Source organism: Wolbachia endosymbiont (group A) of Anthophora plumipes (genome assembly GCF_964028115.1).
Lineage (GTDB): Bacteria > Pseudomonadota > Alphaproteobacteria > Rickettsiales > Anaplasmataceae > Wolbachia.
Genome location: NZ_OZ034756.1, coordinates 258,030 through 276,206, shown reverse-complemented (window position 1 = coordinate 276,206; position 18,177 = coordinate 258,030). Strand labels below are relative to the sequence as shown.

28 protein-coding genes are annotated in these 18,177 nt (G+C 33.9%); 26 read left to right on the top strand and 2 right to left on the bottom strand.

Annotation, left to right across the window (positions count from 1 at the left end):
* Window position 1: 1 nt before the first annotated feature.
* From rpsC to ABWU75_RS01360, 25 genes are all read left to right on the top strand, one after another.
* Complete coding sequence (rpsC, locus tag ABWU75_RS01480; RefSeq protein WP_253309088.1) at window positions 2–616, top strand: 30S ribosomal protein S3; 615 nt, start codon at window positions 2–4, stop codon at window positions 614–616.
* Window positions 617–627: 11 nt separating this feature from the next.
* On the top strand, window positions 628–1,041 hold the full coding sequence (gene rplP / locus ABWU75_RS01475; protein ID WP_353286922.1) for a 50S ribosomal protein L16: 414 nt from the start codon (window positions 628–630) through the stop codon (window positions 1,039–1,041).
* A gap of 11 nt (window positions 1,042–1,052) precedes the next feature.
* Window positions 1,053–1,256 (top strand): 50S ribosomal protein L29, encoded by a 204-nt coding sequence (gene rpmC / locus ABWU75_RS01470; RefSeq protein WP_006279350.1) that lies wholly within the window; start codon window positions 1,053–1,055, stop codon window positions 1,254–1,256.
* Window positions 1,249–1,485: a 30S ribosomal protein S17 gene (gene rpsQ, locus ABWU75_RS01465; RefSeq protein WP_264732192.1), complete on the top strand. Its 237-nt coding sequence runs from the start codon at window positions 1,249–1,251 to the stop codon at window positions 1,483–1,485. The genes rpmC and rpsQ overlap by 8 nt, the downstream gene beginning before the upstream one ends.
* A gap of 13 nt (window positions 1,486–1,498) precedes the next feature.
* Window positions 1,499–1,858 (top strand): 50S ribosomal protein L14, encoded by a 360-nt coding sequence (gene rplN / locus ABWU75_RS01460; RefSeq protein WP_006279348.1) that lies wholly within the window; start codon window positions 1,499–1,501, stop codon window positions 1,856–1,858.
* Window positions 1,858–2,175 (top strand): 50S ribosomal protein L24, encoded by a 318-nt coding sequence (gene rplX / locus ABWU75_RS01455; RefSeq protein WP_182182782.1) that lies wholly within the window; start codon window positions 1,858–1,860, stop codon window positions 2,173–2,175. The genes rplN and rplX overlap by 1 nt, the downstream gene beginning before the upstream one ends.
* Window positions 2,176–2,181: 6 nt before the next feature.
* Window positions 2,182–2,715, top strand: a complete 534-nt coding sequence (rplE, locus tag ABWU75_RS01450; RefSeq protein WP_010962750.1) for a 50S ribosomal protein L5 — start codon at window positions 2,182–2,184, stop codon at window positions 2,713–2,715.
* 16 nt (window positions 2,716–2,731) lie between these two features.
* Window positions 2,732–3,040: a 30S ribosomal protein S14 gene (rpsN, locus tag ABWU75_RS01445; protein WP_264732194.1), complete on the top strand. Its 309-nt coding sequence runs from the start codon at window positions 2,732–2,734 to the stop codon at window positions 3,038–3,040.
* A gap of 21 nt (window positions 3,041–3,061) precedes the next feature.
* Entirely contained in the window at window positions 3,062–3,457 is a 396-nt protein-coding gene (rpsH, locus tag ABWU75_RS01440; protein ID WP_064124654.1) for a 30S ribosomal protein S8, read from the top strand.
* 16 nt (window positions 3,458–3,473) lie between these two features.
* Complete coding sequence (rplF, locus tag ABWU75_RS01435; RefSeq protein WP_353286921.1) at window positions 3,474–4,019, top strand: 50S ribosomal protein L6; 546 nt, start codon at window positions 3,474–3,476, stop codon at window positions 4,017–4,019.
* A 5-nt stretch (window positions 4,020–4,024) separates the two neighbouring features.
* Window positions 4,025–4,396 carry a 50S ribosomal protein L18 gene (rplR, locus tag ABWU75_RS01430; protein ID WP_353286920.1) on the top strand — a complete coding sequence of 124 codons (372 nt, stop codon included), beginning with the start codon at window positions 4,025–4,027 and terminating at the stop codon, window positions 4,394–4,396.
* Between the two features lie 12 nt (window positions 4,397–4,408).
* The gene (rpsE, locus tag ABWU75_RS01425; protein ID WP_253309082.1) at window positions 4,409–4,921 is read left to right on the top strand and encodes a 30S ribosomal protein S5; all 513 of its coding nucleotides are present in this window, start codon (window positions 4,409–4,411) and stop codon (window positions 4,919–4,921) included.
* 3 nt (window positions 4,922–4,924) lie between these two features.
* Window positions 4,925–5,395 carry a 50S ribosomal protein L15 gene (gene rplO / locus ABWU75_RS01420; protein ID WP_096616812.1) on the top strand — a complete coding sequence of 157 codons (471 nt, stop codon included), beginning with the start codon at window positions 4,925–4,927 and terminating at the stop codon, window positions 5,393–5,395.
* Window positions 5,396–5,398: 3 nt separating this feature from the next.
* Window positions 5,399–6,727, top strand: coding sequence for a preprotein translocase subunit SecY (gene secY / locus ABWU75_RS01415; protein WP_353286919.1), 1,329 nt, complete (start codon window positions 5,399–5,401; stop codon window positions 6,725–6,727).
* Complete coding sequence (locus ABWU75_RS01410; RefSeq protein ID WP_353286918.1) at window positions 6,724–7,365, top strand: adenylate kinase family protein; 642 nt, start codon at window positions 6,724–6,726, stop codon at window positions 7,363–7,365. The genes secY and ABWU75_RS01410 overlap by 4 nt, the downstream gene beginning before the upstream one ends.
* Window positions 7,366–7,424: 59 nt before the next feature.
* Window positions 7,425–7,793 (top strand): 30S ribosomal protein S13, encoded by a 369-nt coding sequence (rpsM, locus tag ABWU75_RS01405; protein ID WP_007550179.1) that lies wholly within the window; start codon window positions 7,425–7,427, stop codon window positions 7,791–7,793.
* Between the two features lie 24 nt (window positions 7,794–7,817).
* Window positions 7,818–8,204 carry a 30S ribosomal protein S11 gene (rpsK, locus tag ABWU75_RS01400; protein WP_264732204.1) on the top strand — a complete coding sequence of 129 codons (387 nt, stop codon included), beginning with the start codon at window positions 7,818–7,820 and terminating at the stop codon, window positions 8,202–8,204.
* Between the two features lie 21 nt (window positions 8,205–8,225).
* Window positions 8,226–9,293 (top strand): DNA-directed RNA polymerase subunit alpha, encoded by a 1,068-nt coding sequence (locus tag ABWU75_RS01395; protein ID WP_353286917.1) that lies wholly within the window; start codon window positions 8,226–8,228, stop codon window positions 9,291–9,293.
* 7 nt (window positions 9,294–9,300) lie between these two features.
* Complete coding sequence (rplQ, locus tag ABWU75_RS01390; protein WP_353286916.1) at window positions 9,301–9,729, top strand: 50S ribosomal protein L17; 429 nt, start codon at window positions 9,301–9,303, stop codon at window positions 9,727–9,729.
* 23 nt (window positions 9,730–9,752) lie between these two features.
* Entirely contained in the window at window positions 9,753–10,118 is a 366-nt protein-coding gene (locus ABWU75_RS01385; protein WP_253309076.1) for a YraN family protein, read from the top strand.
* A 26-nt stretch (window positions 10,119–10,144) separates the two neighbouring features.
* Window positions 10,145–10,705: an ATP synthase F1 subunit delta gene (gene atpH, locus ABWU75_RS01380; RefSeq protein WP_253309075.1), complete on the top strand. Its 561-nt coding sequence runs from the start codon at window positions 10,145–10,147 to the stop codon at window positions 10,703–10,705.
* Window positions 10,702–12,243 (top strand): F0F1 ATP synthase subunit alpha, encoded by a 1,542-nt coding sequence (atpA, locus tag ABWU75_RS01375; protein WP_253309074.1) that lies wholly within the window; start codon window positions 10,702–10,704, stop codon window positions 12,241–12,243. The genes atpH and atpA overlap by 4 nt, the downstream gene beginning before the upstream one ends.
* Window positions 12,244–12,252: 9 nt before the next feature.
* Window positions 12,253–12,747, top strand: coding sequence for a transcription elongation factor GreA (greA, locus tag ABWU75_RS01370; RefSeq protein ID WP_264732212.1), 495 nt, complete (start codon window positions 12,253–12,255; stop codon window positions 12,745–12,747).
* Between the two features lie 6 nt (window positions 12,748–12,753).
* Window positions 12,754–13,398, top strand: coding sequence for a 3,4-dihydroxy-2-butanone-4-phosphate synthase (gene ribB / locus ABWU75_RS01365; RefSeq protein ID WP_353286915.1), 645 nt, complete (start codon window positions 12,754–12,756; stop codon window positions 13,396–13,398).
* Between the two features lie 71 nt (window positions 13,399–13,469).
* The gene (locus ABWU75_RS01360) at window positions 13,470–14,750 is read left to right on the top strand and encodes a M48 family metalloprotease (RefSeq protein ID WP_264732214.1); all 1,281 of its coding nucleotides are present in this window, start codon (window positions 13,470–13,472) and stop codon (window positions 14,748–14,750) included.
* A gap of 28 nt (window positions 14,751–14,778) precedes the next feature.
* On the opposite strand, the gene ABWU75_RS01355 is transcribed toward ABWU75_RS01360, so the two are convergent.
* Both ABWU75_RS01355 and fabG read right to left on the bottom strand, forming a co-directional pair.
* Window positions 14,779–15,114 (bottom strand): TrbC/VirB2 family protein, encoded by a 336-nt coding sequence (locus tag ABWU75_RS01355; protein ID WP_264732216.1) that lies wholly within the window; start codon window positions 15,112–15,114, stop codon window positions 14,779–14,781.
* A gap of 95 nt (window positions 15,115–15,209) precedes the next feature.
* Window positions 15,210–15,944, bottom strand: coding sequence for a 3-oxoacyl-[acyl-carrier-protein] reductase (gene fabG, locus ABWU75_RS01350; protein WP_253309071.1), 735 nt, complete (start codon window positions 15,942–15,944; stop codon window positions 15,210–15,212).
* 266 nt (window positions 15,945–16,210) lie between these two features.
* On the opposite strand from fabG, the gene ABWU75_RS01345 reads away from it, so the two are divergent.
* Window positions 16,211–17,731 carry an HlyD family type I secretion periplasmic adaptor subunit gene (locus ABWU75_RS01345; protein ID WP_253309070.1) on the top strand — a complete coding sequence of 507 codons (1,521 nt, stop codon included), beginning with the start codon at window positions 16,211–16,213 and terminating at the stop codon, window positions 17,729–17,731.
* The last annotated feature ends 446 nt before the right edge of the window (window positions 17,732–18,177 follow it).

The following is an 18,177-nucleotide window of genomic DNA, read 5'->3' as shown; positions in this document are numbered from 1 at the left end:
TATGGGAAACGTTAATCCTAAAGGATTTAGGTTAAAAATAATTAATACTTGGTCATCTGTTTGGTATGCTGAGAAGGGTTATAAACAAGGGTTGCATCAAGATTTATCTATTCGCAGTTATATAAATGAATCTTTTAAGCATGCTGGTGTTTCTAAAGTAATTATAGAGCGTACAATCGATTTGGTGTCTGTAATAATACATTCTTCTAGACCTGGAGTGATAATAGGTAAGAAAGGCTCAGATATTGAGAAGATAAAGCAAAAAATAGCTGAAAAAGTAAAAAATAATGTGGAAGTGAATGTAGTAGGAGTTAAAAGGTCTGAAATAGATGCAGTTTTAATATCAAGCAGCATTGCACAACAGTTAGAAAAAAGGGTTTCATTTAGAAGAGCGATGAAAAAAGCTATTCAAAGTTGTTTGAGGATGGGTGCTAGAGGTATTAAAGTAAGTTGTTCTGGGCGCCTTGGCGGAGCTGAGATAGCTCGTACTGAATGGTATAAAGAAGGTCGTTTGCCTTTACACACTTTACGTGCTAATATAGATTATGCTTTTTGTGAAGCAAAAACTATATATGGTATTATAGGAGTTAAGGTTTGGGTTTATATTGGTAATTAAGGTATATTGAGATGTCTGTTCCCAAAAAGAGTAAATATAAGAAGGTATTTAAGGGGCGAATTAAGGGTAATACAAAAGGTGGTAGCACATTATCTTTTGGAGATTATGGCTTAAAAGCTGTAGAAGCAGGTAGGATTCAGTCTAAGCATATTGAAACTGCAAGGCGTGTAATATCTAGAACATTAAAACGCTCTGGTAAAGTGTGGATAAGAATTTTTCCTGATACCCCTGTTAGTAAAAAGCCGGCAGATGTACGTATGGGTAAGGGAAAAGGTAGTGTTGAATTTTGGGTGTTTAAAGCTAAGCCCGGTAGAATGTTGTTTGAGATTAGCAGTGATGTTCCCATGCATTTAGCAAGATTGGCGCTTGAAAAGGCAACCGCTAAGCTTCCTATGAAGTGTAAATTTGTATCTAATCATAATTAAATGGAGTTGCAATGGATATAGCTGACATTGAATCGAGGTCTTCACAAGAATTGCATGAAATTCTTGTAAATTTGAGAAAAGAGTTTGTTAATTTGGTTTTTCAAAAGAAGTTGGGGCAGTGCAACAATATTTCGCGTTTTAGCTTAATAAGAAAGAGCATAGCTCGTATTCTAACTACATTAAATAAAAGAAGAAGAGAGGAAAAGAATGCCTAAAAAGGTTTTTTGTGGTACTGTAACTAAGGCTAAGTGTGATAAGACTGTAAAGGTTTCGGTATTACAAGTGTATAAGGATCAGCTGTATAAAAAGGTTATAAAAAAATACAAGAAGTATACAGCACATGATGAGAATAATAGTTGTAAAGAAGGGGACAAGGTTTTAATACAAGAACACAAGCCTATTTCTACTACTAAAAAATGGGTTGTTGTTAATAGCTCACATTGAATAGGATATTTATATGATTCAAAAAAATACATTGTTGGAAGTAGCTGATAATTCTGGTGCGCGTGCAGTGCTTTGTATTGGTTTATTGGGTGGTAGAAAGTCTGCATCTATAGGTGACACAGTTATTGTATCTACTAAATCTATTACTCCAAGAGGGAAGGTTGAGAAGGGAAAAGTATATAGAGCAGTTGTGGTGAGGGTGAAAAGCCCTATTAGAAAATCTGATGGTTCTGTAATTCGTTTTTCTAGCAATGCTGTAGTTTTGATTAACGATCAAGGTGAACCACTTGGCACTCGGGTATTTGGTCCGGTAAAAAAGTTATCATCTGGTTCTTTTATGAAGATAATGTCATTAGCTGTTGAGGTTTTATAATGAGTGCTAAAATAAAAAGTGGTGACGACGTTATAGTTTTAACTGGTAGAGATAAGGGAAAAATTGGTAAAGTGATTAAAGTTGTGGCATGTGATGCTAAAAAGAAAGTAATTGTTTCTGGGGTAAATGTACATAAGAGACACACTAAACCAAAAGCTGGTAGTAGTGGTGGTATATTAAATAAAGAGTTAGCTATTGATATATCCAACGTTGCAACATTGGACCCTAAATATAAAACTCCAACTAGAGTGGGGTTTAAGGTTATAGACGGTAGAAAAGTGCGTTTTGCAAAAGTTTCTGGAGAAGTGATAGATTAGGTTGATATGTTTAAAGAATTGTATAAAGATAGCATAGTAAAGTCCTTAAAGGATAAGTTTAATTACGGCAATATCATGCAAGTGCCTAAACTTGTCAAGGTGTGTATCAATATGGGCGTTGGAGATGCTGCTACAGATAGTAAAGCAATAAATGAACCACTTGATAGCCTATATTTGATTGCTGGGCAGAAGCCTTTATCAACTTTTGCAAAAAAATCTATTTCTGGCTTCAAGATCAGAAAAGGTGCTACAGTAGGTTGCAAAGTAACTTTGCGTAGAGATAAAATGTATGAGTTTTTAGAAAGATTGATATATATTGCTTTGCCAAGGGAAAAAGATTTTAGAGGATTTAGTGTGAAGCAATTTGACGGTAATGGTAATTTTTCCTTTGGTATAAAGGAACATATCTCGTTTTTAGAAATAGACTATGATAAAATAAGTAAAATTAGAGGTATGGATATTAATATTATAACAAGTGCAGTTAGTGATAAGGAAGCAAAGGAATTATTACTGGCTCTTAAATTTCCTTTTTTTGATTAATTGAGAGGAGAAATATATGGCAAAAAAATCTATGATAGAAAGAAATCTTCGCAGAATAAAGCTGTGCGATCAATATAAAGAAAAAAGAGAGAAATTGAAATCTATAATAAATAATAAGAATTTGTCTATTGTAGAAAGGTTTACAGCTCAAAATAAATTAATTAAAAAATTGCCTAGAAGTTCTTCTAAAACCAAAATTAGAAATAGGTGTGCTTTAACTGGGAGACCAAGAGGAGTATATAGAAAATTTGGTTTATGTAGAATTGTTTTGCGTGATTTATGTTCTTTTGGGCAAGTTCCAGGGGTTACAAAGTCTAGTTGGTAAATATAATATAAGGAGTATATTGTGGCGTTATCTGATAGTATTGGTGATTTTTTAACAAGGATACGTAATGCTCAATTGGCAATGCATAGAACAACAAGAGTGTTGTTTTCTAAAGTGAATTCTTCTATACTGAAGATTTTAAAAGATGAAGGGTATATCCTTGATTATGAAAAGCAAGTTGTAGATAATTTACCTTCTTTCATTGTAAAATTGAAGTATTATGAGAAGTCACCTGTAATTAGTGACATAGTTAGGGTGTCAAAGCCTGGTTGTCGTTGTTATTCTAAGTATAAGGACATTTCTAAAGCATATAATGGTCTTGGTATTTTTATTATATCGACACCCAAAGGAGTGATGACTGATTATAATGCACATAAGTTAAAGGTTGGTGGAGAAGTTTTGTGTCGTGTGTTTTAAATAATAGGAGAAATTCATGTCTCGTATAGGTGCTGCTCCTATCAATATTCCTGCTGGTATTTCAGTTGAATATAATAATGGTAGGATGTTAATAAAGAGTGCTAAGGCTGAAAAAGAGCTTAGCTTAATCAGTGATGTTGTGTGCCGGATTGTTGATAATCAGCTACTCCTTTCTGTGGATCAAGATAAAGATGATTATGATGAAATAAAGCCTATGTGGGGCACTTATAGGAGTAATATTAATAATATTATTAACGGCATGGTTGATGGTTTTTCTGTTAATCTTGAGATTAATGGTGTTGGATATAAGGCAGAGTGTGATGGTAAGTATTTGACTTTGTATCTTGGTTATAGCCATAATGTTAAATATAAAGTTCCTAAAGATGTTGAGATTAAGTGCGTAAAGCCAACTCACTTAGTAGTTAGTGGTATGGATAAGCAAAAAGTTTATATGGTGGCATCTGATATATGCAGGATTAGGAAGTACGATCCTTATAAAGGTAAGGGTATTGTAATAAAGGGTAAATTTATGTTGCGTAAAGTTGTAAGTAAAAAGAAGTAATTAAGATGAGAAGGTTATATAATTTTTTAAGTAACTATGAAAAAAGGAAGTTGCGTAATAGAGCGAAGCTTGACAAGAGCGCTGAACCTTTGCGTATATCCATATTTAAATCTAATAGGCATTTTTATGTCCAGTTAATTAATGATGTAAAAGGAGTAACTCTCACTTCAGCTTCTACTTTGGATGCTAAAATTAAGGATGTATGTAAAGGAAAAGTCAATGCTGAAACTATAAAACAGGTTTCTTCTTTAATGATTGAGCGCTTATCTGGTCTGAAATTAGAACAAAAGCTAGTATTTGATCGTGGAGCGTATAAATATACAGGATTAGTTTCTCAATTTGCTGAGGCTTTAAGAAGTTCTGGATTTGAGTTTTAGAAGGTTTTGAATATGGCTATAAAGAATTTACAAAATAATAATGATTTATCAGAGCTTTTAGTTTCGGTACGAAGAGTAACAACGGTTACCAAAGGTGGCAGAAGATTTTCATTTTCAATTTTGGTTGTTGTTGGTGATGGGAAGGGTAGGGTAGGATGTGGAATAGGTAAGCACGCAGAAGTTGCTGAAGCAAGAGTCAAAGCTGTAAATGCTGCAAAGAAATCGATGATTAGAGTGTACTTGCGTGAAGGTAGAACTTTGCATCATGATATTAAAGCTAAATTTTGTTCTGGTGAGATAGTTTTAAGAACCGCAAGAGCCGGAACAGGTATTATTGCTGGTGGAGCGATTAGATCAGTTTTTGAGGTGTTAGGTATAAAGGATGTGGTAGCTAAATCCACTAGATCAAATAATCCTCATAATGTTATATGTGCGGTATTTAAGGCTTTTGATAGTATGTTATCTCCTCGTCAGGTAGCAAGCAAAAGAGGCAAAAAGATTAGCGAGATAGTTGGAAACAGGTAAAGTATGAATAATGCTGTAAAATTAAACTCTATATTTACTAAGTTATCTAAGAAAAAGAAGCCTAAGTTGCTGGGTAGAGGTATCGGTTGTGGTAAAGGTAAAACATCCGGTAGAGGGCATAAAGGGCAAAAGGCTAGAAGTGGAGTTTCCATAAATGGTTTTGAGGGTGGACAACAGTCTATATATACTCGTTTGCCTAAAAGAGGTTTTAAGCCTATACGTAGGAACATATATTCTATAATTAATGTTGGCGATATACAGCGCTTAATGGAAGCTAAAAAAATAGTGAAAGACTCTGTTATAGATAAGGAGAGGCTGTATAGATTAGGTTTTATAAAGTCTATTAAGGATAAAATTAAACTTCTTAATAAAGGTAAGTTGAGCGAAAAATTTGTGTTTCATGTTGATTTTGCGTCAGAAGCTGCAAAAAAATCTGTAGCTTCAGTCGGTGGTAGTGTGGAAATACTATCGTAAATCATGGGCAATAAATCCGCATTTAATAGCTTGGATCCTACGTTGTTATATAAAGGCGATTTATTAAAACGTATATTTTTTACGCTAATAGCTTTAATTTGCTATCGCTTGGGTACTTATGTGCCTATTCCTGGAATTAATCTTGATGTAATTAATGATATATTTCCCAAAGAGGGCTCAGGTGTTTTTGGAGTATTTAATTTATTTTCTGGTGGTGCATTGGCTAGAATGACAATTCTAGCATTGAACGTTATGCCATATATAATGGCTTCTATCATTATTCAGTTGCTTTCTTCTGCGATTAAAGGAATGAAGGAAGTTAAGAATGATGGAGAGTCAGGCCGTAGAAAGATGAATTCTTATATACGCTACCTGACCATAGTAATTTGTGTATTTCAATCAATTCCAATTTTGGTTGGATTGGAAGGGATGAATAGGGAAGGGGTATTGGTTGTAATCGAACCTGGTGTTATGTTTCGTACAATAGGTGTTTTCAGCCTTTTAGGTGGAACTATGCTTTTAATATGGCTTGGTGAACGAATCAGTGCTAGCGGTATAGGCAATGGTATCTCATTAATCATTTTCACGGGCATAATATCAGAGTTACACAGCGCTTTGTCATCTCTGTTAACGTTAAATAAAAACGGTAGCGTATCGTTATTTATTATCCTTTTTGTTTTGGTATTGTTTTTTTTGCTGCTAGTCTTAGTCATTTTTGTAGAGTCTTCTTATAGAAAAGTTATTGTTCAACATCCTAAAAAGCAATTTAAAAGATTACATAATGACAATTTTACTTATATTCCATTGAAGATTAATTTATCTGGTGTAGTACCAACCATTTTTGCTAATGCAATTTTATTGACACCTATTTCAATTGCAAATTTCTATAAGGGGCACGCTTTTTCTGATTTTATTTTAAATTACTTTATGGCAAATAAAGTAGTATATATTGTAGCCTATTTGGTGCTGATAGTATTTTTTAATTTTTTCTATACCAATTTTATATTTAATCCAGAGGAAAACGCAGATTTTCTTAAAAAAAATGGTGGTTTTATACCTGGTAGAAGGCCTGGGAAACATACTTCTGATTACCTTCAAGATATAGTTTTTAAGTTGACATTCATTGGCTCTGCGTATTTGGTAGTCATATGTACTGTACCTGAAGTTATGAGATATTATTATGATATACCATTTATTTTTGGTGGGACGAGTTTACTGATTATAGTGAACGTTATTACTGATACTATTATGCAAATACAATCTTATATTTTTTCGAATAGGTACGATAGCTGGATAAAGAAATATGAGTCTAAAACGAGGAAAGTAAGATGATCATTACGATTTTTGGTCCTCCAGGTTCTGGTAAAGGTACTCAGTCAAGCTTGTTAATAGCAAAATATAATTTAAAATTAATTTCAGTGGGGGATTTATTAAGGAATATTATATCTGATGGCAATGAGTTAGGTAAAAAAATAAAGGGTACCGTGGAATCTGGTAATTTAATTCAAGATGAAATTATATGTGGATTATTGCATGACCAGCTTGCATTAATGGATGATAATTGCTTATTAGATGGTTTTCCGAGAAATTTAAACCAGGCTCATTTTTTGACTCAAGTTTTGCAAGAAAAATATAATAGGGATGTTGATATTGTAATTGAACTGCAGCTTGACGATAATATTGCAATCGATAGATTAAAAAATCGTCTCGCGTGTTTGGACTGTAAAAGCATATATAGTGTATCTTCTTTTAAGAGTACTACTTGTGCTAAATGTAAAAGTACGAGGTTAGAGAAAAGAATTGATGATGCTGATATGTCTGCAATTAATAAGAGAATAAGTGAATATCACCTTCAAATGAAAGGTTTACGCGAGTATTATAAAGGCAAATTATTAACAATTGACGCTAATTTGAGTGTTGATGAGGTAACGCAAGAGATTGAAAGTAAAATTTCTTGTAATTTGGTTTGACTCTGAGTTGTTTTATGGTATAAATTAAGGGTTGTTATTAATAAAGTATCGAGGTACCAGTGGCACGTATTGCAGGCATAAATATTCCAGTGAGGAAATGTGTTCCTTTTGCATTAACTTATATATATGGTATAGGTATTGCTACTGCGAATGTAATTTGTCACGCTTGTGAAGTTGATAAGCGCAAACGTGTTTCAGAATTACGAGATGAAGATATAGAAAAGATCAGCAGTTTCATTAGACAAAATTATGTTATAGAAGGTGAGCTCAGAAAAGAAGTGGCTATGAACATAAAATCTTTAGTGGAAATGGGATGCTATAGAGGAGTGAGACATAGAAAAGGTTTACCTGTGAGAGGACAAAGGACTCATACTAATGCTAAGACTCGTAAAGGTAGATCTCGGTTGCCTATTGCTGGGAAAAAATAAAATTTATTATTATTGTGAGTTTTAATGAAAAAAGTCAAAACGGTTGGTAAGAGTACAAAGGAGTTTATTACTGGTGTTGTTCATATTCGTGCAACTTTTAATAATACTTTTGTAAATGTAACTGATGTTCATGGTAATACGCTATGTCAAACTTCTGTGGGTGCATGTGGTTTTTCAGGTTCGAGAAAATCCACACCTTATGCTGCAGGTAAGGCTGCGGAGGCTGCTGCGAAGAATGCAATGGAGAGATTTGGTATGAAGGTTGTCTCTGTAATAATTCGTGGTCCTGGCTTTGGTACCGAAGCTGCGGTTAAAGCACTTCAGAGCTGTGGGTTGACTGTGACTTCAATTGCAGATAAAACCGCAATTCCTCATAATGGGTGCAGGTTAAGAAAAAAAAGAAGAGTATAGGATATTTGAAAAGGTTGTTTTATGTATTATAATAATAATGTTTCTCTCTGTAGCAATTTAGATAAATTGATTAAACCTAGTTCAGTTAAGGTAATATCAGATGATTCAAGTGAAAAAGGTGATATAGTCCTAGAACCGTTGGAAAGAGGTTTTGCTTTAACATTAGGTAATGCATTAAGACGTGTAATGTTATCTTCTCTTAAAGGTAGTGCTGTTTATGGAATAAAAATTGAAGGTATAACTCATGAGTTTACTTCAATTCAAGGGGTAAGAGAAGACGTAACTGATATAGTATTAAATATGGGCATGTTGAGTTGTAAATTAAATGGTGCTTCTAATAAATGCTTAAATTTAAACGCTAAAGGGCCTTGCCAGGTATTAGCTGGGATGATAGAAACTGATGATCAATGCTCTATTGTTAATAAAGATTTGTTAATATGTACGCTGGGGCAAAATGTAGAGCTTAACATGACCATATATGTGGCTAGCGGAAAAGGTTATCTTCCTGTAACTAAGTATAAAGAAAATGAACTTTTGAAGCTTATGAGTGAACAGGATTTAATTGGTTTTATTCCAGTTAATGCTTTGTATAGCCCTGTCAACAGGGTTTCGTACAGGGTAGAGAATAGTCGTGTTGGCCAAGTGACTGATAAGGATAAGCTGATATTGTCAATTGAAACTGATGGTACAATCTCTCCAAGTCAAGCTGTTGACTCTGCTGCAAGAATATTACAGGAGCAACTTCAGCCCTTTATTAGTTCTGATGTAAGTTATAAAAAATCGCAGGTTTCTTCGTCTAGTGGTGCTAAAGATTTGGGTTATGACCCTGTCTTATTGCGTAAGGTAGATGAAATGGAATTATCTGTCAGGTCTCATAACTGTCTGAAAAACGAAAACATCACTTATATAGGTGATCTTGTGCAAAAGACAGAAGGTGAAATGTTAAGAACTACTAATTTTGGCAGGAAGTCTTTGAATGAGATTAAGGCAGTTTTGGCTAATTTTGGCTTGTCTTTGGGTATGAATGTGCTAAACTGGCCGCCTAAGGATATAGATGAGTTGGCTAAACAACATACTGATGAAGATTAGGTGATATATGAAACATGGAATAAAAAAACGTAAACTATCTCGTTGCACTGAACATAGATTATCGACGTTAAAGAATCTATCTATCTCATTAATTAACCATGAGCAGATTGTAACTACTTTACCAAAAGCTAAGGAACTTCGTCCATATGTCGAAAAGTTTATTACAATTGCTAAGAATAAGAACACTTTACATGGTAGAAGACTTTTGCTTTCACGCCTTCATAATAGTAAGTTAGCAGCTGATAAGTTATTAAACGTCTTAGCCAGCCGTTATCAAGATCGTAAAGGTGGGTATTCTAGAATAATAAAATTTAGCACTCGAAAGGGTGATTGCGCTTCAATGGCAGTGATAGAACTGGTTAATAGGGATATTGCAGCAAGAGGTAAGGTTTATAGTAAAAATAGAGAAGGAGGCAAAGCAGTTACACAAAGTTAATTGTTATCATAATTGTTCTTCTTATGGTAAGTAGGTTACGCTACTTTGTAGGTTACTTTGGCGAATTGTTAGTTTTGGCATATTTAAAGCTGAAATGGTATAATGTTATAAAACGCCGTTACCGTTGTAAGTTCGGTGAAATTGACTTAATTGTATCTAAAAAAAAGGAGCTGATTTTTATAGAAGTTAAAACAAGTTTACTTGGAAAAGAAATACCGATATCTCATCTTCAATGTCAGTCTATTATAAATTCTTCTAAGTATTTCTTAAGTACAAACCTTAGTTTTTTAGATTATTCAGTCAGATATGATTTATGTTTTCTTTCCTTAAAGAGAGGACCTGTTTATATAAAAAATGCTTGGATTGAAGAATGGAAGGTTTGTAGCTGAATTAATTTAGATTTACTGGATTTAATATGAAAAAGACCCAATACAATAATTTAGTTTCATCTTACGCTAGAGTGCTGTTTCATGTCTCAGGAAGCAGGTTAGGTATTATAAGGAAAGAAGTAGAATTTTTATTGGCTTTTTTTAAGGATCAACGTGATGTTTTTGTGTACCTATCTCATCCTATGATTTCTTTTGCACACAAAAAAGAAGTGATGCTTTCTATAAATGAGCACTTGAGTGAAAATTTAGTAAAATTTATTATGGTTATATTTGCAAACAAACGCTCTAGTTTATTGATCCTTATATTAGAAAAATTCTTAAGTCTTGCAAAAGAAAATGAAAATGAATTCGAAATTACTATAAAGTCAGCAGAAGCTTTAAAGGAATCTGATATAAAAATAATTACTGAATCTTTGAGCTTTCTTGGTAAAATAATAAAAGTAAGCAATGTGGTTGACCCTTCTATACTAGGTGGCTTCGTAGTTAGGTATGGTTTTAATTTGATCGATGCTTCGCTAAAAAGTTACTTAGATAGGTTAGTTGACTTAAGTAAAATGGAAATATTAAAAGTAAGGAATTTTGTATGAAGAACAGTATGAATGTTTCTGAGATAGCAAGTGTAATAAGGGAAAAAGTTGAGACGTTTGATAATCCTATAAAGCGGGAAAATATAGGTGAAGTAATTTCAGTAACAGATGGTATCGCATTGGTTTATGGGCTGGAAAAAGCAAAATTCGGTGAAAAGGTATTTTTTGCAAGCGGTGTAGAAGGAATAGTTCTTGATTTAGATCATGATACGGCTGGAATAGTTGTGCTTGGTAATGACCGTGATGTGAAAGAAGGGGACGTTGTAAAATGTAGTGGTGATGTTGTGCAGGTGCCTATAGGGCATGAATTGTTAGGGAGAGTTGTAAATGCGTTGGGCCATCCTATAGACGACGGTGGGGAAATTAGAGCCAAAAACAGAATGGATATAGAATCTAAAGCGCCAGGCATTATTGATCGTAAGTCTGTGCATGAGCCACTGCAAACAGGAATTAAAATTATAGATTTGCTAATTCCAATAGGTAGAGGGCAGCGTGAATTAATTATTGGCGATAGACAAATTGGTAAAACTACTATTGCGCTTGATACTATTATCAATCAGAAGAAGATTAACGATGAGGTAAACGAAAATCAAAAAATTTACTGTGTTTATGTTGCTATTGGACAAAAAATTTCAACAGTAGCAAAAGTGGTAAATAAGCTGAAAGAAAGCGGAGCATTAGAGTATACAACTGTAGTTGTGGCTAGTGCATCTGACTGCGCGCCTATGCAATTTTTAGCACCTTATGCTGGTTGCACTATTGGGGAATTTTTCCGTGACAATGGAATGCATTGTTTGATTATATATGATGATTTATCTAAGCATGCTGTGGCATATAGGCAGATGTCTTTATTGCTCAGACGTCCTCCTGGTCGTGAAGCTTACCCTGGAGATATATTCTATGTACATTCTCGCTTGCTTGAAAGAGCTGCTAAAATGTCTGATAAAAAAGGGCAGGGGTCTTTAACTGCTTTGCCGATTGTCGAAACTCAAGCTGGTGATGTATCTGCATATGTGCCAACAAATGTTATTTCAATTACCGATGGGCAGATCTTTCTTGAGTCTGAATTATTTTATAAAGGATTTCGACCTGCAGTAAATATAGGTTTGTCAGTTTCACGGGTTGGTTCTGCTGCACAACTAAAGTCTGTGAAGAAAGTTGCTAGTTCTATAAAGCTAAGCTTAGCTCAGTATAGAGAATTAGAAGATTTTGCAAAATTTGGTTCTGATCTTGATGCTAGTGTTCAATTATCCTTGAATAAGGGTAAATATCTTGTCGAGTTATTAAAGCAAAAACAACATTTACCTATGTCAATAGAAGAGCAAGTAGTGCTGATGTATATTTTTTCTAACCTATATAATCAGTTAAGTAAAATACAAATAAGTTACATTAATAAATTTGAACATGATCTTATTAATTATTTTCATACTGTACACCCTGGGGTTTTAAAAAAGTTGTCAAATGACATGAGTGATGATATAAAAGGTGATATTTTTAACATTGTGAGTAATTTCGTTACTCAATTTAATTGCGTTTAGGTGGTGATTATGGCTTCATCCATTATTAATAAATTTCCTATGACGAGGGAAGGTTTTGAGAATATGCAAGCCGAACTTGAAAAATTAAAGGAAGAAAAACCTTCTGTGATACAGGATATTTCTGATGCTCGTGATCAAGGTGATTTGTCTGAAAATGCAGAGTATCATGCAGCACGGGAAAGGTTAGGTTTTATTGAAGGCCGTATAATGGAGATAGAAAGTAAGCTCTCACATGCGGAAGTAATAGAAGTAAAAAATTTGTCTGGTGATTCAGTAATGTTTGGTGCAACTGTGACATTAAGCATGTTAAGTGATAATAACGGTGAAGTGGAATATGTTTATAAGGTTGTAGGCGAATATGAAGCTGATGTTTCAAAGCAGTTAATATCTACTAGTTCACCACTCGGGAGTGCCTTAATCGGCAAAAAAGTCGGTGAGTATGTGGAAGTGACAGTGCCAAATGGAGAGAAATTGTATAAAATAGTTAAGATTGAATTTAAGTAAATTATTATGGTACAGGCCACTTATGCTTCAATGAGTCTACCCGGTATTTCTTCTGTGGAAGATGTATTAGAGGATGCTCGTTCCGGTAAATTATTCATTTTAGTTGATGATGAAAGTAGAGAGAATGAAGGTGATTTGGTTGTCTTAGCTGAAAAAGTAAAACCAGAACATATGGCTTTTATGGTTAGGTACGGTACAGGGGTTGTGTGCTTAGCAATGACTAAATTTCACATGAAGAGGTTGGGCCTTAATTTCATGGAAAAGAAAAATATTGGTGAAAATCATACCGCATTTACTACATCAATTGATGCACGTTATGGCATTACAACCGGTGTTTCAGCAGAGGATAGAACGAAAACTATACATGCTGCTATCAACAAGGATGGCACTCAGGATGACATCATAACTCCAGGTCATGTTTTTCCTGTAATTGCACATAAAGGTGGGGTGGCACAACGTGCTGGTCATACTGAAGCGAGTGTTGAAATGGCGAAGTTAGTAGGGTTTGATCATTCAGCAGTTATTTGTGAATTAGTGAATGATGATGGCTCTATGATGCGCTTACCTCAGTTACTTAAATTTGCTGAACAACATAAAATTAAGTTAACTACCATCGACAAACTTAACAGTTACGTTAAAAAATTAAACTAGCGTTTATAAATTTGTATAATTTAAGTGTTAAAATATAGAATTCCTATAAATTATACAAGCACAGAATTTCCATGTTTAGAATTGCTAAGTTTTTGACCTTATTGTTCTTTTTTGCATATTATAATAATGCTTACTCTATTAACATTATTAGAGATAGTGAAGTGGAAGCAATAGTGAAAGAGCTAGCGCAACCTTTATTTTTCGCTGCAAACATTGATAGTGACCGAATGAAAGTTTTTATAATTAATGATAATTCGATTAATGCTTTTGTAATTAACAACAACAGTATCTTCATTCATTTAGGACTTTTACAATACTCGGCTAAACCTTATGTCCTGCTTGGTATATTAGCACATGAGATTGCTCACATATCTGCTGGTCATATATTGCAAATGAGTAGTGCTATGGGTTATTTTCAATCGATAGCAATGATTAGTTATATGGTAGGATTAGTTTCTAGTATTATCATTAACCCTCAGGTTGCTGGTGCAATTTTGCTTAGTGGTGTAGCACTCAGTTCAGGGCTATTTTTTAACTATTCTCAAGAGCAAGAAAGTATAGCAGATAGCTATGCTTTAAGGTACCTTGATGAATCTGGCTATGATAATTCAGGTATGAAAGAGATTTTTGATTATTTTAAAAGTATTGAGCATGAGAACACCGAGGAATATTTCCGCACTCACCCACTTAGTGAGAAACGCATATTTGCTGTACAAAATTATAAGGTCAAAAACAACGTAAAACCAATTTTTGCGGATAAGTTACTAAAGTTTGAGCGTGTGGTTGCAAAGCTAGACTCTTTCTTTGCTCCTATTCATGTGTTATCTAATAAATATGAAAATAATTCTGAGTATGTAAATGCTATAGTTTGCTATAGGCAAGGAAAGATAGAAGAGGCTATTGCTAAAGTTAATTCATTGATTCAAGAGTCACGCAATGACCCATACCTATATGAATTAAAAGCAGAAATGCTATACAAGGCCGGAAATTTAAGTGAAGCAATAAAAATGTATGAGGAATCGCTTAGGTATTTATCTGAGAAAAACAGTTATTTAGTGAAACTTGCATTATCTCATACTTTATTATTACACGGTGATGCAAAAAAGGCGATTTTTTACCTGGAGCAGATTTTGAATGTAGAACCAAATAACGCTTTTGTCTGGAAATATTTAAGCATTGCATATAAATGTGAAGCTGATACGGCAATGCATTATTTTGCCTTGACAAAAAAGGCTTGTATTGAAGGTGATTTAAAGCAATTTACAAAATATGCTGAGCTAGCTGTTAAAACTCTACCAAAAGATAGTCCTTATTTGTTGCAAGTTGAAGATATGAAGCAATTTAATGGATAACAAAAAAGCATTTCTGCACTTTTATGGGTTATTTTCCACACTTTTCCAACATAGCTTTTGCTTCATTACTTACGTTGGGCATAATTTTCGTTATGATAGTTTTAGCGCCAAAAAATACACCACAGAACATGCCTAGAGCAAAGAGGGCTGGCCACGGCATCCTGCCAAATATTGCAAGCAAAGCTGCACCAATTATTACTACCGTCATAAGTGGACCGCCTATTCCCCAAACGTAACCAATAATATTGCATATTACTTTAGTTGTGTCATCCATATCAGGATCAGTGGTAGCTGCATAACCTGAGAAAGAGAAAAGTAATACTACACAAAAAACACTAAAAAATCTTTTTATTATAGAGCTCATTTTCTTGCCTTTAAATAACAAATTAACGCAAACGCAAACCTACACATATTTTTATTTTAAAGTAAAAATTATAATTTGTCTATACATAAGTGTTGCTACATAAATAACCCACCATTAATGTTAAGCACATGCCCTGTTATATATTTTGCTTCATCACTTGCTAAAAATAATACCCCTGCTGCTATTTCTTCCCCTGTTCCCATTCTTTTCATTGGAATATTATCTAATATTTTTCCCTTTTGTCCTTCATTTAAAACTTCAGTCATTTTAGTATCTATAAACCCAGGAGCAATACAATTTACTGTTATATTACGACTTGCAACTTCTTTTGCTATAGATTTGCTCATAGCTATTATTCCAGCTTTAGACGCTGCATAATTTGCTTGCCCGGCGTTTCCTGTCAGCCCTATTATTGAGGAAATATTTATAATTCTTCCCCAATTATTCTTAATTAGTCTCTTACATGCTTCTCTACTCAGCTTAAATGTAGAGCTCAAGTTAATATCAATTACTTTTTGCCATGCTTCATCTGTCATTCTCAATAATAAACTGTCTCGCGTAATGCCCGCATTGCATATAAGCCCGTCAAAGCCTTCCATCAACTCACTTGCTCTATTTACTAGTTGATTTACTTCCTCAGCATTTGATAAGTCACAAGGGAGTATGTGCATATTTTTTTCATATTGTTTAGCAACTTCTTCGAGCACTTCTTTTTTTGTGCCAGAAATACATAAAGTTGCTCCGGCTTTGTGCATAATTTTTACAATTGCTTGCCCTATTCCGCCTGATGCGCCAGTGATCAGGAACTTTCTACTTTCCAATCTAAACATAATAACTTTATATTATCTTAATTCCTAACAGAATATCGACTGGTTGGCAATAGATTTCTTACATAATATAAGTAACTCAGATATTCACAAAATAAAGGAAAAGTTATAATAAAGTTAAACGTCAAAAAATTTTAAAAACATAGTTGATGCAGGAATTGTTACTAAATAGTTTATTCTGGTGCTCTGCAGTCTAAATGGAATGCCTAAATTATAGATTCTTTGTTTTTGTGTGTTATCTTGAGTTAACACAAATTCACAGTAGTATTATGATAAGTAAGTTAAAAAAGCTTAGCGCTGGATTTTCTTTGACAGGCCTGATTGGCCATAGTGATAATATAAATATGCAAGGAGCAAAAAATAAAAAGAAGAAGTACCCAAAATTTTTGGATAAGACGTTTGCATTGATTGATGCAGTGATAAATTTTATTTTAAAACGCGAAAGTAATAACGTAAATGAAGTTCTGAGAGTAACATGGGGACCACTATTTTTTGGTCTGGTAGTAATACTCATCTTTTTTGGGATAGGTGGTATTTGGTCGGCTATAGCTCCAATTGACGGTGCGGTGCATGCAAGTGGAGAAGTTATTGTATCTTCAAATAGGAAAATAGTTCAACACTTGGGCGGAGGAATAATAAGCAAAATTTTAGTCAAAGAGAGCCAAGCAGTTAAAAAAGATGAGCCTCTAGTTTTGTTGAGTGATGTTAACGAGAAGGCGAATTTAAGTATTATCAAAGAGAAGCTCTTATCATTTTTAGCAACAGAAGCAAGGCTTATTGCAATCAGAGGAGATTTAGACACGCTCGAGTTTCCTGATGAGGTTAAAAAATTATCTCATGATGAACTTGTAAATAAAGCGATAAAGAATCAAGTAAAGTTGTTCAACTCTCAGAGAAAGAGCATATTGGGAAAAACAGACATACTGCAACAACGTATAAAGCAGTTAAATGATGAATTAGCTGGGCTAAACTTTCAACTAAATGCAGCTCATAAGCAATATGACTTGATAACTGAGGAGTTGGAAACAAAAAGACAATTACTTGATAGTGGCCATATAAGCAAACCACACATTTTAGCTTTAGAAAAACAGTTTGCTGAAATTGAAGGCAGAGTTGGACATTACCGTTCTGCAATATCTCAAGTGCAGCAAAAAATTGGAGAGAACGAATTAGAAATTATAAACGTGAGAAATGATTCTCAAGAAAGAGCAAACGCTGAACTTAAGGAAGTTAGTACGTCTATTGCAGACTTGAAAGAGAGGCTGATGGTTGCTGAAGATTCATTAGCACGTACAATAATTAAATCCCCTCAAGATGGGATAGTCACAGATATAAGATACCATACTGAAGGTGGTGTTATACAATCTGGAGTTCCAATCATGAGCGTAGTGCCATCGGATGATGACCTAATAATAGATGCTAAAATTCAGACCAGAAACATAGAAGAGGTACTGTCAGCACAAAAGAAAGATAGCAACATAGTCTCTATTGATGGGCTAGAAGGGCTAAAGGTTAAAGTCCGGCTGAGTGCTTACAGTGCACGTCGTTTAAGTTTAATTAGTGGTATAGTAAGCCATATTTCTCCTGATGCTCTTGATGATCCAAGACTAGGGCGTTATTATTCAGTGCGCGTGGTGATACCAAAGTCAGAGCTTGCTCAGTTTAAAAACGTATACCTATACCCTGGTATGCCAGCAGAAGTGTACATAGTTACTCAATCCCGTACTCTTTTATCATTCTTGTTTACACCTATAATTGCAACAGTCGATAGGTCTTTTATAGAAAGGTAGCTCTATTTGGCTTCTCTAAAGATTTCGTTTACAGAATCTAGTAACTCAGCTATGCAGAATGAAAAAAGTTTGTATGGTATACAAATATAGTGTGTTTTTTTATAATTATTTTCTATAATGCGTAAACCTTTGGTCCAAGCTGTAGATGCTACCATAGGCATTAAAAGTTAATTAACAAACTGCAATGTATAATAAAATAAAGGAACTTGTAAGATTTTGATCTTGCAAATTATAAACTTGTCATAAAGTTTAATAGTGTCTGTTACTGCTTTTAGGTGTGAGGCTAGAGGGTTATTAGCAGTAACAGACACTATTAAACTTATTATAGAATTTACTTAAAGTAAATACTTAATTTAAAATATTATAATATTTTTCCTTACAATAGATTTATGTAAATGCTTTTTTCCTCAAATTAGTATTGTACTATTATACTTATTGAATGCTAA